At 64.9% G+C, this 16185-nt stretch carries 15 protein-coding genes; 8 read left to right on the forward strand and 7 right to left on the reverse strand.

Annotation, left to right across the window (positions count from 1 at the left end; translation table 11 throughout):
* Positions 1 to 11 precede the first annotated feature (11 nt).
* Positions 12 to 614 carry a TetR family transcriptional regulator C-terminal domain-containing protein gene (locus P0Y59_09135; GenBank protein ID WEK01818.1) on the forward strand — a complete coding sequence of 201 codons (603 nt, stop codon included), beginning with the start codon at positions 12 to 14 and terminating at the stop codon, positions 612 to 614.
* A gap of 285 nt (positions 615 to 899) precedes the next feature.
* On the opposite strand, the gene P0Y59_09140 is transcribed toward P0Y59_09135, so the two are convergent.
* Positions 900 to 1565 (reverse strand): O-methyltransferase, encoded by a 666-nt coding sequence (locus P0Y59_09140; GenBank protein WEK01819.1) that lies wholly within the window; start codon positions 1563 to 1565, stop codon positions 900 to 902.
* 90 nt (positions 1566 to 1655) lie between these two features.
* Here P0Y59_09140 and P0Y59_09145 point away from each other — a divergent pair, with 90 nt between their 5' ends.
* Positions 1656 to 2288 carry a TetR family transcriptional regulator gene (locus tag P0Y59_09145; protein WEK01820.1) on the forward strand — a complete coding sequence of 211 codons (633 nt, stop codon included), beginning with the start codon at positions 1656 to 1658 and terminating at the stop codon, positions 2286 to 2288.
* A 39-nt stretch (positions 2289 to 2327) separates the two neighbouring features.
* Here P0Y59_09145 and P0Y59_09150 read toward each other — a convergent pair whose 3' ends face one another.
* Positions 2328 to 3233 (reverse strand): LysR family transcriptional regulator, encoded by a 906-nt coding sequence (locus P0Y59_09150; protein ID WEK01821.1) that lies wholly within the window; start codon positions 3231 to 3233, stop codon positions 2328 to 2330.
* A 139-nt stretch (positions 3234 to 3372) separates the two neighbouring features.
* Here P0Y59_09150 and P0Y59_09155 point away from each other — a divergent pair, with 139 nt between their 5' ends.
* The 3 genes from P0Y59_09155 (at position 3373) to P0Y59_09165 (ending at position 6650) form a co-directional block, all read left to right on the forward strand.
* Positions 3373 to 4884, forward strand: coding sequence for an MFS transporter (locus P0Y59_09155; GenBank protein ID WEK01822.1), 1512 nt, complete (start codon positions 3373 to 3375; stop codon positions 4882 to 4884).
* 382 nt (positions 4885 to 5266) lie between these two features.
* Positions 5267 to 6061 carry an NPP1 family protein gene (locus tag P0Y59_09160; GenBank protein WEK01823.1) on the forward strand — a complete coding sequence of 265 codons (795 nt, stop codon included), beginning with the start codon at positions 5267 to 5269 and terminating at the stop codon, positions 6059 to 6061.
* 67 nt (positions 6062 to 6128) lie between these two features.
* Positions 6129 to 6650 (forward strand): hypothetical protein, encoded by a 522-nt coding sequence (locus P0Y59_09165; protein ID WEK01824.1) that lies wholly within the window; start codon positions 6129 to 6131, stop codon positions 6648 to 6650.
* 134 nt (positions 6651 to 6784) lie between these two features.
* Here P0Y59_09165 and P0Y59_09170 read toward each other — a convergent pair whose 3' ends face one another.
* The gene (locus P0Y59_09170) at positions 6785 to 8176 is read right to left on the reverse strand and encodes a M20/M25/M40 family metallo-hydrolase (protein WEK01825.1); all 1392 of its coding nucleotides are present in this window, start codon (positions 8174 to 8176) and stop codon (positions 6785 to 6787) included.
* An 83-nt stretch (positions 8177 to 8259) separates the two neighbouring features.
* Positions 8260 to 10401, reverse strand: coding sequence for a TonB-dependent receptor (locus tag P0Y59_09175; GenBank protein ID WEK01826.1), 2142 nt, complete (start codon positions 10399 to 10401; stop codon positions 8260 to 8262).
* 84 nt (positions 10402 to 10485) lie between these two features.
* On the opposite strand from P0Y59_09175, the gene P0Y59_09180 reads away from it, so the two are divergent.
* Together P0Y59_09180 and P0Y59_09185 are read left to right on the forward strand one after the other, a co-directional pair.
* A complete protein-coding gene (locus P0Y59_09180; GenBank protein WEK01827.1) occupies positions 10486 to 11043 on the forward strand; it encodes a homogentisate 1,2-dioxygenase in 558 nt (185 codons plus the stop codon).
* A 41-nt stretch (positions 11044 to 11084) separates the two neighbouring features.
* Positions 11085 to 12035 carry a cytochrome c peroxidase gene (locus tag P0Y59_09185; GenBank protein WEK01828.1) on the forward strand — a complete coding sequence of 317 codons (951 nt, stop codon included), beginning with the start codon at positions 11085 to 11087 and terminating at the stop codon, positions 12033 to 12035.
* Here P0Y59_09185 and P0Y59_09190 read toward each other — a convergent pair.
* Positions 12030 to 12404, reverse strand: coding sequence for a LysR family transcriptional regulator (locus tag P0Y59_09190; protein WEK01829.1), 375 nt, complete (start codon positions 12402 to 12404; stop codon positions 12030 to 12032). The two genes, P0Y59_09185 and P0Y59_09190, sit on opposite strands and share 6 nt — an antisense overlap.
* 90 nt (positions 12405 to 12494) lie before the next feature.
* Between P0Y59_09190 and P0Y59_09195 the strand changes: the two genes are divergently transcribed.
* Positions 12495 to 14543, forward strand: a complete 2049-nt coding sequence (locus tag P0Y59_09195; protein WEK01830.1) for an NAD(+) synthase — start codon at positions 12495 to 12497, stop codon at positions 14541 to 14543.
* A 75-nt stretch (positions 14544 to 14618) separates the two neighbouring features.
* Here P0Y59_09195 and P0Y59_09200 read toward each other — a convergent pair whose 3' ends face one another.
* Positions 14619 to 14951 carry a DUF6481 family protein gene (locus P0Y59_09200; protein ID WEK01831.1) on the reverse strand — a complete coding sequence of 111 codons (333 nt, stop codon included), beginning with the start codon at positions 14949 to 14951 and terminating at the stop codon, positions 14619 to 14621.
* Positions 14952 to 15112: 161 nt separating this feature from the next.
* A complete protein-coding gene (locus P0Y59_09205) occupies positions 15113 to 16051 on the reverse strand; it encodes an NmrA family NAD(P)-binding protein (protein WEK01832.1) in 939 nt (312 codons plus the stop codon).
* Between the last annotated feature and the right edge of the window lie 134 nt (positions 16052 to 16185).

Genomic DNA, 16185 nt, shown 5'->3' on the forward strand with positions numbered 1-16185 from the left:
AGAAGGGGCGCGTGCACAAACCCGCCTTCACCCGCGCCGAACCCGATGCGCGCCGCCTCAGCCTGATCGAAGCGACGGCGCGCGTGCTCGCGAGCCATGGCGCGGCCGGCGTGTCGGTACGGACGATCTCCGCGGAGGCCGGCGTATCGTCCGGCCTGCTTGGTCATTATTTCGACGGCATCGATGCGCTGATCGCCGCAACCTATGCCCATGTCGATGCGCAGGTCTCCGCTGCCTTCGAAGCCGCCATGGCGGCCGCCGGAACGGAACCCCGCGCCCGCCTGCTCGCCCATGTCACCACCAGCTTCACGCCCCCGATCGCCGATCCCGGGCTGCTCTCGACCTGGATCGCCTTCTGGAGCCTGGTGAAGAGCAACGCCGACATCGCCGGCCTGCACCGAGACCTCTACGCGGCGTACCGGCGTGACCTCGAAAGCCTGCTCGCCGCCTGCGGCGTTCCCGAACCCGACCGCCGCCTTGCCGCGATCGGCATCAGCGCGATCGTCGACGGGTTATGGCTTGAACTCTGCCTCGCGCCCGACGCCTTCACGCCCGCCGAGGCAAGCGCGATCGCTGAGCGGCACATCGACGCGCTGCTTCAGATCCGGCGATGAGAAAGAGGCGAGAGCCGGTTTCCCGTCACTACCATCGCGTCGATAGAGTGCGTTGTGCAGCGATTGAATCGAAGCCCCTGATGCGTCGCGCCTGTTGGAAATGTCAGGAGGGTCACTGACATTTTGCCTTGCTTCCAGCAAGCTTGCATTCAATATTCACTTTATTATCAGATAGATAATTGAATTTCGCTCACATGGCGGCTGACGAAAATGTCAGCCGCCATGTGACACACCACGCGATCCCGTCGGCGAGCGGGCGTTTCCGTTCGGCCGTATCGAGGCACCTCACGCGAGACGGATCGACAATTCGACATCGTCGGTAAACGGCATCGACCAATAGCCGTTCTCGGGCGAGCTGACTCGCTCAAGATAGTCGGGGCAATAATCAGTATTGTCGGCGATGATCACCGCGCCCGGCCGCAGGCGGCTTTCGACCAGTGCCAGCACATCCATGTACAGCGACTTGGCGCCATCGAGCAGCAGCAGGTCGACCGTTTCGGGCAGATCGGACGCCAGTGTCTCCAGCGCGTCACCTTCGCGAAACTCGACAAGGTCCGACAAGCCACCAGCGGCAAGGTTCTCCCTGGCCCTGGCCAGCTTCGACGGTTCGAATTCGGAGGTGATGAGCCGCCCGCCGCCATTGTCCCGCAGCGCAGCCGCGAGGTGAAGCGTCGACAGGCCGAACGAGGTGCCGAACTCAACGATCGATCGGGCATTGCCCGCGCGGGCCAGCATGTAGAGAAGCTTGCCGGTCTCGCGCGAAACGGGGAGCGCGAACTCCTTCAACTGGCCGTAAAGCTCTCGGTAGCCAGTCTTGCTCGCCATGAGCCGGCGGCGTTCCTCGCCCGACAGGGAGGCAAAGGCAGGGCTCGCCATCGGAGAGGCGGCCTCGGCCTCAGCGAACAGGCGATCGAGCAGCGGCGCCACAGGCGCGCTGGTGAGGATAGTCATCGATTTTCTCCAGTTTCGAGCAGGTGTTTGCTCGCCCGAATAAATACGACTAGTTCGTCATGTTTCCTATTCGCATTGGTCAAGCCGCACATGACGACCCGACACAGCGCCCGCGTCTCCTCGCGCAAGCAGCCAAAACAGGCCCGCTCGAACGACCTCGTCGCGGCGGTGCTCAATGCCGCTGTTCAGGTTTTGGCGGCCGAGGGCGCGCAGCGATTCACCACCGCCCGGGTGGCGGAGCGCGCCGGTGTGAGCGTCGGCTCGCTCTATCAATATTTTCCCAACAAGGCCGCGATCCTGTTCCGACTGCAAAGCGACGAGTGGCGCACGACCAGCAACATGCTGCGCACTATCCTGGAGGACGCCTCGAACCCGCCGCTCGAACGCCTGCGCATCCTGGTACATGCCTTCCTCCGCTCGGAGTGCGAGGAGGCGCAGATCCGCGGTGCGCTCAACGACGCGGCACCGCTCTATCGCGATGCGCCCGAGGCGATCGACACCCGCGCGGCCAGCGCCCAGATCTTCCAGTCGTTTCTGCACGAGGTGCTGCCGGATGCCACCGAGGACGCGCGATCACTGGCAAGCGATCTGATCGAGACGACGCTGAGCGAGGTGGGCAGCAGCTTTTCAGCGACACCACGCACGACGGCGGAGATCGACGCCTATGCGGGTGCGCTGGCTGATATGTTGTGCGCATATGTGGAGCGGTTGATCAGCGCCTGAGATCATGCCCCCTCAGCGAACGTTCTGCGGCGCATATATTCAACGCTCGCTCGCGGCATCAATCTCAGCCTCCATTGGCGCGCCAGCGACCGATGACGGAGAGCCCTCCATCGCAATCAACATCTGACCAAAGGCATGGGCAACTTGCGACTTGCCACCGTTGCTCCAGATCAGCATGAAATCGGCGTCGGGTAGTGCCGGCAGGCCATATTCACCATCGATGACCCTCATTCCCGGCTCGAGATCTTCCCGCATCAGCACCGCGATGGCCAGACCGGATCGCACCGCCGCCCGCAGCCCCTGCTCGCTGGGCGACGTGAAGGCGATATGCCACGGGATCGGCGCACTCTCCAGCGCAGCAACGCCCAACTGCCGGTTGATGCAATTTGGCGGGTGAAAAGCGAGTGGCAGGGACGCGCCGCGCGGAAGCGCGAAACTATCAGCCGCCACCCAGGCGAATTGCGTCCGGCGCAGCCTGATACCCCCCTCACCGCCGGCGATCGACAACGCAACCGCGAGGTCCAGCTCTCCGGCGGCCACCATCGTCGCCAGATCCAGGTAACAGCTTACATGAACATCGAGCCTTACCGCGGGAAAGGCCCGGGCGAATTGGCACAGGAGCATCGGCAGCCGTTCTCCCATGAACGTCTCGGGGGCGCCGAAACGCACTATTCCCGAAACGGAGGATTGGCGAAAACGCAGCGCCAGCGCGTCGTGGCCCGCAAGAATCTGACGCGCATGATGGAGCAGGTCCTGGCCGTCCTCGGTCAGCCTCAACTGACGCGTCGTGCGGGACATTAGCGGTCGCCCGACCTGTTCCTCCAATCGCCTGATTTGATGACTAACCGCTGACTGGGTGAGGTTCAGTCGCCGTGCGGCACGGGTAAAGCCGCCAGCTTCGGTGACCGCGACAAAAGCGCGCAACAGAACCGGCTCGATATCCATCACTCCACATTAATGAGAGATCATAATAATTCCCAGAAAATAAAATCATTTCCGTCATGGGTTATGCACCGCCAGATACCAGGCCGAATTTCCCAGTCCCGGAAGGCCAATCGTGACCGCCCTATCCTACCGCAACGATATGACCGCCCTGGTCGCCATTTGTCTTGGCGCACTGATGTTCGGCCTGGAGATCACCAGTGTCCCGGTGATCCTGCCGACGCTCGAGCGGCTGCTTCATAGCGACTTCACCGCCATGCAATGGGTGATGAACGCCTATACCATCGCCTGCACGACCGTCTTGATGGCCACTGGAACGCTGGCGGACCGCTTCGGCCGACGGCGCGTCTTTCTCGTCAGCGTCGCCGCGTTCGCCCTCACATCGATGATGTGTGGGCTGGCCACCGATATGCCCCTGCTGATTGCCAGCCGATTTCTGCAGGGCATGGCCGGTGGCGCGATGTTCATCTGCTCGATCGCCCTGCTCTCGCATCAGTTCGAAAATCCGCACGAGCGAAGCAGGGCGTTCGCCGCCTGGGGCATCGTGGCCGGCGTCGGTCTCGGCTTCGGCCCGCTCATCGGCGCCGCGATCACCGCTCAGCTAAGCTGGCACTGGATCTTCCTCGTGCACGTTCCCCTTGCCGTCGTGACACTGGCGCTGGCGGCCAGTTCGGTGTCGGAATCGCGAGATCCGCAGGCACAGCGACTGGACCTCGCCGGCGTCGTCACCTTGTCGCTTGCCGTGTTCGGACTCACATTCTTCATCACCCAGGGGCCGGCGCTCGGGCTCTCGAGCCCCGGCGCTCTCGCTATCCTTGCCGCCTCGGCGGCATGTGCCGTCGCGTTTGTTATCGCCGAGCGGCGACAGTCACGTCCCATGTTCGATTTTGCCGTCTTTCGGATCCGCCCATTTACCGGGGCGATCCTCGGCTGCATGGGCATGAACTTCAGCTACTGGCCCCTGATGATCTACCTGCCGATCTATTTTCAGATCGGCCTGGGCTACGGCACGATGGCCGCCGGCCTCTGCCTGCTCGCTTATACGCTGCCCACCCTGCTGTTTCCGCCCTTGGGTGAGCGTCTCGCTCTTCGTTATGGAGCAGGGCGCATCATCCCCGTCAGTCTGTTTACGATCGGCTTCGGCTTCATGCTCATGAAGCTCGGGATCGCTGCGGATCAGCCAAGCTGGCTGACGCTGCTGCCCGGCCTGATCATCGCCGGAATGGGGCTCGGCATCACCAACACACCGGTGACCAATACGACGACCTCCTCGGTTCCTTCCGACCGAGCCGGAATGGCGTCCGGCATCGACGTCAGCGCTCGATTGATCACCCTGGCGGTGAACATCGCCCTGATGGGCTTCATCCTGATCGAAGGAATCACTTCCGCGCTCGGCCGCGCATGGGTTGGGCCCGTCAATGCCAGCCAACTGCGCGCCCTGGCCGAGACAATAGCGACGGGAGATGCCGCTTCCATTGCGGGAGGGGCACACGGAATATCTCGTGAGATCATCCGGGCGGCGATCGCCCAGGGATTCGGCGCCGTCCTGCTCTACGGCGGCCTGGGTGTCTGGGTCCTGGCCGGCCTGAGCTTCGCCTTCTTTCGTGCAGAGAGAACGCCGGCGATGCTTCAGACAGGTGAAGATCTCCGATAGACCAATACCGATTTCCGGGCGTTCAAGGTCGATCACCCGCCGTATCGATTAGACGCATCGGGCCCTGCCCATCGGCCCGAGATCGCGCGGCGCATGCCGCATCACGTGAAAAATCTTTGTCCGGATCCTCGCGGTTTCCCGTCTTCTCCTGTGAGGGTGTGCGGGACCGATGGCCAGCGACCGTGAAGGATTTTTCGAACTCGACTTCCGCGCCGTTCCGAATGCGGAAGTGAGTGAGTGAGTGCGTAGATCACCTTCTGCAACGGGAGTTTGTATGAAAAGCCTATTTCAAACGGCATGTGGACCGCATGACAATCGGTCGCGAACGAGTATCGTCGCCTTCCCGGTTCGGGCATGGTCAGGCGCTACCCTCGCGGCGCTCATGCTGCTGAACGCCGGATCGGCGATGGCGCAGGGATGGCCAGCGCCGGTCACGCCGCTGCCGGAACTGGCGACCGCGCTGGACAAGCGGTTCCAGCCCGCGGTCGACTTCGACACGGACGTCTGCTTCAACGTTTCCGCCGTCAATGCGTCGGGCGGTATCAGCGCGGGTGCCTCCACCTATGCCACCCGGCCGCCAGCCTCGTGCCGCAACCCCAATTATCTCGCGCAGAGCAACGTCTATTCGCGGAGCCGATGCAACAACGGCTATTGCGCGCGCGTCTACAGCTATTTCTGGCAGTCGGACTTTTCGCACGCCTATGACTGGGAATCGATCATCGTCTGGACCACCGACCAGGGTACCAGCAGTACCGTGGTAGGCGTCACGCGCGGCGATCACGGCAATTGGGACACCCGCGCCACGAGCGGGGGCCAGTTGCGCTTCCTCAGCGATTCGACCGGGCAACACGTCAAGATGGTCTATCATTACGAGACATGGGGCTTCTCCCATCTGTGGCGCTTCTCCAAGACCGACAATGGCGACGAGCCGCCCGAGAACGGCACGGGCGGCTGGGTGATCCAGCCGCTGGTGAGCTGGAACGGCTATCCGTCGGTCAGCGTCCGCAACACGGTGTCGAACTATAATTTCGCCGGCACGAACTTCGACAACAAGGATGCCCGCTTCTCGGGCGTGCTGACGGCTGCCTTGAACACCAGCATCACGCCGGGGTTCAATCCCAACCTCGATTCCGGCGCCAATTCCCCGGGTTGCCCGTCCGGATCGACCATCTGCTGACCTAGTGTCCCGCCCCGCGCCGGATCCGGCGCGGGGCACCCTGTCCGTTCTTTCCACCGGAGGTCGCATGCCAGAGAATACGAAGCGGGCGTCGTCGCCTGGATATGTGTTGATCGCGGTCGTGGCCGCTGCGCTGGCCGTCTGGTCAGTTCGGCAGACATTCGAGGCCAGCCGGGCGCCCGGCGCCGACGGTGCCGTCGTGGTTCAGGTGCCGACTCCCGCCCCCAGCATTGCCGCACCGTCCGCAACGGCAATTCAAACGCCGGCGGCAAATCTTCCCGTCGCACCCGACATCGCGGTCGCGCATGTCCGCCGGGCCTATCCCAGGCTGATGGAAGTGGCCCTTGCCTGCGACGTCAACGAGTGCGCCCTGACGGCAACGATCCCGCCGCCGACCGGGGACGACGATGTGAAGAAGCGGGAGGAACTGCTGCTCGGCGGGCTTGCCGCAACGCTCAATGCCGACGGATACAGGATGCTCGGGCCGGTTCAGATGAAGGAGATCGACGACAATAAATTCCGCATCCGCGCGTCGATACCGCGCGAACGGAAACCGCCCGCGCAAATCGGAGAAGGCTCGCGATTCTGACAGCGGCGCGCGGGGCTATCCCCGCGAGCTCTACTCCAGGAACGAGCCGAAGAGCCTACCGCCCCGGCGGAGACAGCACGTGCGTCGCGGGAAGGAAGGCGGATGCAGCAAGCGTGCATCCGCCGACGCTGGCCCTATTTCGACAGATCCGTGAACAGCGACAGATAATAGCTGATCCCCGGCGCGATGTTCGACACCTGGGCGCGCTCGTTCAGACCGTGGCTGAAATCGTCCGAATCCTTGCTGAAGGTCGGACTCGCGCCATAGCTTGCCACGTTGCGCGAGCGGAACCACATGCTGTCGCTGGCCCCCGAGGACATGGACGGGAACACCGGCACGCCGGGATAGGTCGCCTTCATCGCCTTGTTCACCGCAGCGATGAAATCGGGCCGCATCGGTGACGCGTCGTTCGGGATCGAGCCTTCGGTGACGTCCTTGAAGGTCACCGCCGGCTCGGCCGCGACCTTCTGCAACTCCGCCATGATGTCGGCCGGCTTGTGGCCGGGGAAGATTCGGCAATTGATGTTCGCGGTCGCCTTTTGCGGCAGCGCATTGAGCGCATGGCCGCCACTGACCATGGTCGAGACGCAGGTCGTCCCGATCTTGCCGATCGTCGCCGGATTGGCGGTCAGCGTGGCGATCGCCGCCTTGTCGGTCGGGTCGGCGGCGAAGGCGCGCATCGCCGCCCCGGTTTCCGGATTCTCATATTTCGCCGCCTCGACGAAATAGGCGCGGGTCAGGTCGCTGACCTCCGGCTTGAACTGATACGCACCGATCCGTGCCAGCGCCGCCGACAGCTGGTTGATCGCATTGGCCTTGCGTGGCGCCGAGCTGTGGCCGCCCGGATTGGTCACGGTCAGTTCGAAATCGGCATAGGTCTTCTCGGCACCCTGCCAGGTCCACAGCACGGGCTTGCCAGTCTTCTCGTCAAGCAGCCCGCCACCCCCATCGATGTTGAGCACGATATCGGCATTGGACAGCTTGTCGGCGATGATGCCGGAAGTCTTCATCGTCGTTTCCTCGTCGCCCGAGAATTCGATGATGATGTCGCGCCTGGGCTTGTAGCCCGAGCGCTTCAGTTCGATCAGCGCCGCGATCGCCGTGGTCCCATCAAGCTTCATGTCGCTCGCCCCGCGCCCGAACAAATAGCCATTCTCGACGACGGGGGTGAACGGATCGCGCTGCCAATCGGACGGCTTGGCCTCGACCACGTCCATATGGCCGGAAATGACCAGCGGCTTCGCCTTGGGATCGGACCCGCGCCAGCGCCCGATCAGATAGGCGGTATCATCCACCGGCGTGATCTCCACATCGCCATCGGCAAACCCGCCTTCGACCAGCGCCGCCTTGTAGAGCGCGGCGACCTTGGCCGTCTCGTTGCCCGGCCCGCGCACCGATCGAAGCGCGATCGCTTTCCTGGCGAGATCGAGCGCCTGCGCCTCCGCCTGGGGATGGCCGGTCGTCTTCGCCTGGACCGGGCCGGTGGTCGCCAGAATCGTGAGTGCCGCAAGCGCGATATGCCGCATCGAAAAACCTCCCTGAGTTGCGGGGCGAGGCTAGGAGCCCCGCCGCCGTACCGCAATGGCCGATCGATGCGCCGACGATCCGATCAATAGCGGGCGCGGATGCTTGCGTAGAAGCTGCGGCCCGGTTCCGGGAAGCCGTCGACCAAAGTGTAGTTCTGGTCGAACAGATTGCGGGCGCCCACACCGATATCCACGCCTTCGCGCACCGTCACGTCGACCCGCAGGCCGGCATTGGCGTAGCTGCCGGTGCGATAATAGACGATCGGTGCGATGTCGGTGACGGTCCAGCGGTCAGACGCGATATCGACGCTCGGCACGATATGCACTGCGCTGACCGGAGACCAGTCGGCATAGAGGAATGCCTTGTGGGTCGGCACGTCGGTTGGCCGGAACGCGCTATTGGACGGATCGCGCAGAGTGCGGTGAGTCCAGGTGTAGTTGCCGCCGACCGAGAGGTTTGGACCGAACCGCGCATCGATCGACAGTTCCGCACCGTAATAGTCGCCCGAACCCAGGTTGCGGCTCTGCACCAGGCTCACCTGGGTGCAGCCAGGCACCGGTGCGGGCGGCGGCGTGGTCGTGCCGGTGCAGCTATAGGCAAGCGTCGGATAGGACACGATCGCATCGTCGATATGCGAATAGAAGGCGGCGCCCGACGCACGGACAATGCCGAAGCGGCGCGACGCGCCGATCTCGTAATTGGTCGCCCGTTCCGGATTCAGCTCGGGGTTGGGAATCGAGGTACCGAAGCGCTGGCTGAACCGTTCGAAGATCGTCGGAAAGCGCGCGCGCGACGAGACGCTGGCGTGAAAGCGCGTATCGGCATCGGCCTGCCAGGCCAGTTGCCCCTGAAGGCTCCACGCCCCAGTGTTGCGAAGGGGATAGGAGAAGATGCGGCTTGGCGTCGTGGCCGGATTGGAACCGAGCGGGGCACCATATTCCTCAGCCTTGATCAGGTTGCGCCAGTCATAGCCGGCACCCAGCGTCAGGATCAGCCCCGGCGCAAGCGTCAGCCGGTTTTCCGCGCCGAGGCTGTAGGTTTCCTCGAGGCTCTGCTGGTCGGGCTCGGTGGTGCCGTTGGGCAGCGTCGCCGGGGAAAAGCTCTGCTGCGCCTCGATATGCTTGTCACGGCGATATTGCGCGGCGAGGCTGAACAGGTCGGCCTCGGTAAGCTGGACCGCAAGCTCAGCCGACCCGCCGATCGCCTCGTCATGATAGGGGCTGTTGAACGCCTTGGGCGTGACCTGGGTGTTTTCCGCGGCAGTGCTGAACGACCGCAGCAAGTTATAGAAGCTGTTGCGATAGACGCGGGTCTTCAGCGTCGCCTTGTCCCCCAGCGCGGTGATCGACAGGAAATAGATGCTGTCGATGTTCCAGGCGGGCCACGTCCAGTAGCGCTGGCCGGCAATAGGATCGGTGATGTGCAGCGGGGCCGCCTTCGATCCTTCCTGGCGCGTATAGCTGATCGAATATTCGTCGGTGGCGTTCGGCGTGAAACCGAACTTGACGTTCCCGCGCCAGTCCATCGTGCGCGAAAGGCCGCGATGCCCGCCATCCTCAACGGCGGTCGGCTTGTAGCCGCTGGCAAGGTCCCAATGATCCTGGAAATTGCGGGTATAGCTCGCCTGGGCATACCAGTTGTCGTGCCGCGTGCCGACCAGCCCGAACAGATTGTAGCCGGTATATTCGGCGTCATGCCCGAGCGACAACGTGCCGCGTACCTCGACGTCGAGCGCCTTGGTCGGCTTTCGCGTGACGAGGTTCACCGCGCCGCCCATGCCGTCCGGCCCGTTCAACACCGACACATAACCCTTGGCGACCTGAATCTCGGCGATATCGGGCGTGAGGAAGCGGCCGTAATCGAGCCGGTTGTCGGCGGGCAGGTAGACACGGATGCCGTCGATCGTCAGCGGCACCTGGAAGCGATTGAAGCCCCGCACGAAGATCAGCCGCTCGTTGCGCGATCCGCCGCTATTGCCCGACGACACGCCGGGGATCAGGTTCGCGGCATCGTCAAGCGTCGCGCGGTTGAAGGTGTAGATCGCCTGCGACGACAGGGTCGACTCGCCGATCGTCGCGTCGCTGTCCTTGTGGCCGGTGACGACGATCTCGCCCAATCCGAAAGCCTGGTCGTTCCTGCCCGTGTCGGCCGGCGCAGTCTGCGCCCAGGCCGAAGATATCGTCAGAAAGGCGGCGGTGCCGGCCAGAATCCCCAGCTTGCGCATTGATCTTCGTTCCCCGTTCCACGATCATCCAGCGACCATGCTATATCCGTCCGTATATAGCGAAAGTCGGGCAGGAGAAGTCGTTTGAAATCCATCGTCATGACGGGCCTGTTTGCCCTGGCCGCCGCGACCGGCGCCGCTGCCCAGCAGCCTCCGCAGCAGCCAGCGGCGCGGATGCCGATGGCCGAGGCTCAGCCGGTCTGCCCGCGCGACGCCGCCCCGATCCCACCCGAGCTTGCTGGCTGGCCAAGCCGCAAGCCGATGGCCGCCGCGGTCGATTCAGCCTCGCTCGCGAATACGACGCTGGCACCGGGCGCCGCGGTCGATCTCGCTCTCACCCCCACGCCCGCCGTCACCTATGTGCTCCGCCCGTCGCGTCCCGGCGGATCGGTCAGCCATGGCGGTATGGCCACCGTGACCATCGGTGAAGCCGGCACCTTTCGCGTCGCGATCGGTTCGGCGGCCTGGCTCGATATCGTCAGGGATGGCGCGTCGCTCGAGTCGGTCGGGCACGGCCATGGTCCGGCGTGCAGCGGCATCCGGAAGATGGTGGACTTCGCGCTCAAGCCGGGCAGCTATATCCTGCAGATCGTCGGCAACGGCAGCGCGACCCTGCCGCTGGCGATCGTCAAGCTGCCCTGATCGTATCGCTGCGCCTCGCCGCGCTGGCGACGGCCGCGCTGATGCTGGCCGGGGCGGCCACGCCATGGCGCTGGGCCCTGCCGCCCGGGCAGTCCGCGCCGCGCGTGCCAGCCGACAATGTTATGAGCGCCGCCAGGGTCGAGCTTGGCCGGCGCCTGTTCTACGATGCCGACCTGTCGATCGACGGCAGCATGTCCTGCGCCACATGTCACGAGCAGCACCGTGCCTTTGCCGACGGCAATGCGACCCATGCCGGCGTCCATGGCGACCCCGGCCGCCGCAATGTGCCTGGCCTCGCCAATGTCGCCTGGGCGAAGAGCCTGACCTGGGGCGATCCACGGATCAGGACGCTTGAGACACAGGCGCTGGTGCCGATCGCCGGCCTGCGCCCGGTCGAGATGGGCATGGCCGGACAGGATTCGGAGATCGCGCGGCGGCTCGGGCGGGACGGCTGTTATGTCGACATGTTCCGCACCGCCTTTCCGGAAGCGGACGGGCGAATCGATCTCGCGCAGGTCGCAAAGGCGCTGGCTGCCTTCGAACGCACGCTGATCTCGTTCGATACGCCGTATGACGCATGGCGGCGCGGCGATGCCGCCGCGATGCCGGCGCAGGCAATAGCCGGCCGCGCGCTGTTCGCCCGGACATGCGCTGCCTGTCATTCAGGCCCGTTGCTCAGCGACGGCGCTTTCCACCGTATAGTTCCTGCGACCACCGGCGATCCTGGCCTGGGCGAGATCAGCGGGCATTCAGCCGACAATGGCCGGTTCCGCACCCCGAGCCTGCGTAACGTCGCCCTCACCGCGCCCTATTTCCACGACGGTTCCGCGCCGACGATCGAGGCGGCGATACGCCGGCATCCGGGCATGGAGGTGATTCGCGACGCCGACATGGCATCCCTGACTGGCTTTCTGTCGATGCTCACTGACCGCCATTTCGTCACCGACAAGGCCTTTGCCCTGCCCGATACGGTATGCGGCAAGGCGCTATAGGGCGCTCTTCAAGGGCATTTCGCGAAGCAACCCATCAAGCAGGGCCAGTGGATCACCCGCGCTCGCCTTCGCCAGCGCCGCCTCAAGATCGCGATAGGCCTGGAGCACCGAATGCCCGGCCTCGGTGAGACGCGCGCCCCTGCCGCGGCCGCCTCCGGGCGTGGTCTCGACCAGCTTCTCGCGGAAGCAGCGATTCATTTCGTCTACCAATATCCAGGTCCGCCGATAGCTCATGCCCAAGTCCCGCCCGGCAGCGGAGATCGAGCCCTCGCGCCCAATCGCCTCGAGCAGGTCCGCCTTGCCGGGACCCATGGCAGCTTCGTCGCCGCAGAAGAGCTGCACCTTCACCTTGAGGGGACCGACCCGCATCTACCTTCTCCTGTCGACCGAGCCTATCAGGTCGCGCCCGGATTTCGAGGGTGTCGCTTTGGCAGGGAAACCCCGCTAAGCGCTTGGCCCATGGCGAAGGCACATCCTTTCCACTCGATCCACAGCCATGAGCTGATCCGCGTGGGCGCCTGCACGCCGCGCGCAACCGTCGGCGATCCGGCGGCCAACGCAGCCGCGGCAATCGCGCTGGCGAAAGACGGGCACAAGCGCAGCGCCGACCTGCTGGTCTTTCCCGAACTCAACATCAGTTCCTACGCGATCGACGACCTGCACCTACAGGATGCGCTGCAGCGCGCTACGCATGACGCGCTGGCCGCCCTCGTCGCGGCGAGTGCGAAACTGCGCCCGGTTCTGCTGGTCGGCGCGGCGCTGCCTCGCAACGGGCGGCTCTACAATTGCGCCGTCGTCATCGCGCGCGGCCGGGTGCTGGGCGTGGTGCCCAAGACTTTCCTGCCCAATTACCGCGAATATTACGAGAAGCGCTGGTTCGCGAGCGGCGCAGGCCAGAGCGGCGAGATCGAGGTCGCCGGCCAGACCGTGCCCTTCGGCACCGACATGATCTTCGCGGCAAGCGACCTGCCGCACTTCATCTTCCATGCGGAGATCTGCGAGGATTATTGGGCCCCTGCCCCGCCGTCGACCATGGGCGCGCTGGCGGGGGCGCTGGTGTGCTGCAACCTCTCGGCGTCCAACATCGTGGTCGGCAAGGCGCGCGAGCGGGCGCTGCTCTGCGCCTCGCAAAGTGCGCGTGCCCTGTGTGCCTATGTCTTCTCCGCCGCCGGGCCGGGCGAGAGCACGACCGATCTTTCCTGGGACGGCCAGGGTATGATCCATGAGCTTGGCGACCTGCTCGCCGAATCCGAACGCTTCCCGCAAAAGCCCGGCATCCTCGTCGCCGATGTGGATTGCGGGCGCTTGCGGCAGGAACGGATGCGTAACGGCACGTTCAACGATTCAGCCGCGCTCGCCGGCCATCCGGAGACTCGCTTCCGCCGCATCGCCTTCGCGCACAAGCCCGATTTCGCCGATATCGGGCTGGCGCGCGACGTCCGCCGTTTCCCCTTCGTGCCCAACACGCCCGAAAAGCTCGATGCCGATTGCTACGAGGCGTTCAACATCCAGGTCGAGGGGCTGCTCAAGCGCTTCGAAGCGGCGAAGGCCGAAAAGCTGGTGATCGGCGTCTCGGGCGGGCTGGATTCAACCCATGCGCTGATCGTCGCGGCCAAGGCGATGGACCGGCTCGGCCTGCCCCGCGACAATATCCTCGCCTTCACCATGCCCGGCTTCGCCACCAGCGAGCATACCAAGAGCAATGCCTGGGCGCTGATGCGTGCGCTTGGCGCCGATGGCGACGAGATCGACATTCGTCCCGCCGCCAAGCAGATGCTGGCCGATATGGGCCATCCGTTCGGCCGTGGCGAACCGGTCTATGACGTGACCTTCGAGAACGTCCAGGCGGGCCTGCGCACCGACTATCTCTTCCGCCTTGCCAACCAGCGCGGCGGGCTGGTGGTCGGGACCGGCGACCTATCGGAACTGGCGCTTGGCTGGTGCACTTACGGCGTCGGCGACCAGATGAGCCATTATGCCGTCAATGCCGGCGTGCCCAAGACGCTGATCCAGTTCCTGATCCGCTGGTGCATCCGCACCGACCAATATGACCGCGATACCGACTCGATCCTCGAGGCGATCCTGTCGACCGAGATCTCGCCCGAACTCATCCCCGCCGATGCGTCGGGCGCGATGCAGAGCACCGAGGCGCGAATCGGGCCGTACGAGCTGAACGACTTCTTCCTGCACTATGTCGTGCGGCACGGCATGGCGCCATCGAAGGTCGCGTTCCTTGCGCTCAACGCCTGGCGCGATGCAGCAGCCGGTCGCTGGCCGCGCGATTTTCCGCCCGCCTCACGCCATGAATATGATCTCGCGACGATCCGCGGCTGGCTGGAGAAATTCCTCGTCCGCTTCTTCGTGACGAGCCAGTTCAAGCGCTCGGCGATCCCCAACGGGCCGAAGGTCTCGGCCGGCGGCGCGCTGTCTCCACGCGGTGACTGGCGTGCGCCATCGGACGGCACAGCCGCGCCCTGGCTCGACGAGCTGGCGAAGAACCTGCCCTGACCTGATGTAATCTTCCGCGGGGCTTTGCCGGGGGAAGCAACTGGAGGCGGCGGCCCTTGGGCCGCTCGCCGAAAATTACTTGCGGGCCTTGCGGGCGGCGTAGCGTGCGTCGCGCGCCGCCTTCTTCTCTGCCTCGGTCATCTGCGAGCGGGCAGCGGCCTGCTCGGCCTCGAGCCTGGCTGCCTCGGCCTTGGCGATCTTGTCGAGCTTGGCCTGCTCGATCGCCGCCTTCTTCTCGGCGCGCTTCTGCGCCTCGGCGGCTTCCTTGGCGGCGCGCGCGGCGGCGCGCTCCGCAACGACGGCCGGGTCGACCGGCGGTTTCGCCTTCAGTTTTTCGAGAGCAGCCTGCTTGGCCTGCGCGGAAAGCGCGGCCCGGTCCTTGAACGAGGGTTCTTTATACGATGCCATCGGCGCCCCTTAGAGCTTTTTCGCGCGATAGGAAATGGTCCAGCACGAGTGCCGCCATCGCCTGGGCAATCGCGCCGAAATCGCAGGAATTCCGCGCCGGCCACGAGCGTGATCGTTTTGCGCTACGCGCAGCGAATACGGTTCTCGCGCCCTGCCCCTGCTCATCGCTCCCTGGTTGAGGCCGGCGACTCATCCTGAAAATCCTCTTTGTGGCGGCGAACCCAAGCCTCGACGCCGGTAGGCTGGAAGTCCTCCAGGCCCGGCTGGGGGACGAATGAGCCCGACAACATGGTTTCTGCCTCATCCCGGTGCGCGGCGAAGAAGCGGAACCTGGATGCGACGCGCCGCCCGATACCCGGCCCCATCGCCGCATCGATCTCATCCTCGAATTCGTCGAGCGGCTGAGCACGATAGACAATGCGGCGCCCAAGCCCGGCCGAGACTCGCGCCGCGAGTTCCTCGCCGGTGACGCTTTCAGGCCCCGCGATCCGGTGGTCACCGCCATAGGCCCCGCACTCAAGCAGGGTCAGGGCGGCCTCGGCGCAATCATCCACCGAGGTCCACGCGATCCGCTGCGACTCGGCGATCGGGGGCGCAAACACGCCGTGCCTGATGATCTCCCGCCGCGCCGAGGGCTTCAGAAGATTGTCGAGATACAGGGTCGGCCGAACGACGGCGAAAGGCATTCCGGACCGGCGGACCATATCCTCGACCATCGCGTTGGCAACGAAGCTCGGCTCAGGGCACGCCGCCGGCCGGCTTGCACTGGCAAGCCTGAGGATAACTGACCTGAGGCCGCACGCGATCGACGCTGACAGGGCATTGTCAGTCGCCGCCCGCGTCTCGTCCTGCGCCCCGATCGGAATCTGGAGCACGGCATGGGCAACGCCGGTGCTGGCCATCCGGAGCGACGAGGAATCGCGAAGATCGCCCTCGACAATGTCGACTCCGGGCACCGCCAGCGCCCGGGCGCGCTCCCGGTCCCGGACAAGCGCCCTGACCTTCAAGCCCCGCCGAAGGGCGGCACGGACGACGGCCCCGCCCTGCACGCCATTGGCGAGATAGACGAGGATCGACGAGGATGGATCGATAGCTGACATAACACTGCTTCCTTCGAACAAGGTCCGCCGGAAGAGCATCGTCGAGACGGCTAACCGGACAGACCCGAAGCGCGCGCGGCGCCGGGGCTGTCGGGGGATCCACGCGGTGCGCGGACCAGAGCTTCTCCAGCAAG

The sequence above is a fragment of the Candidatus Sphingomonas phytovorans genome, from assembly GCA_029202385.1.
GTDB lineage: Bacteria > Pseudomonadota > Alphaproteobacteria > Sphingomonadales > Sphingomonadaceae > Sphingomonas > Sphingomonas phytovorans.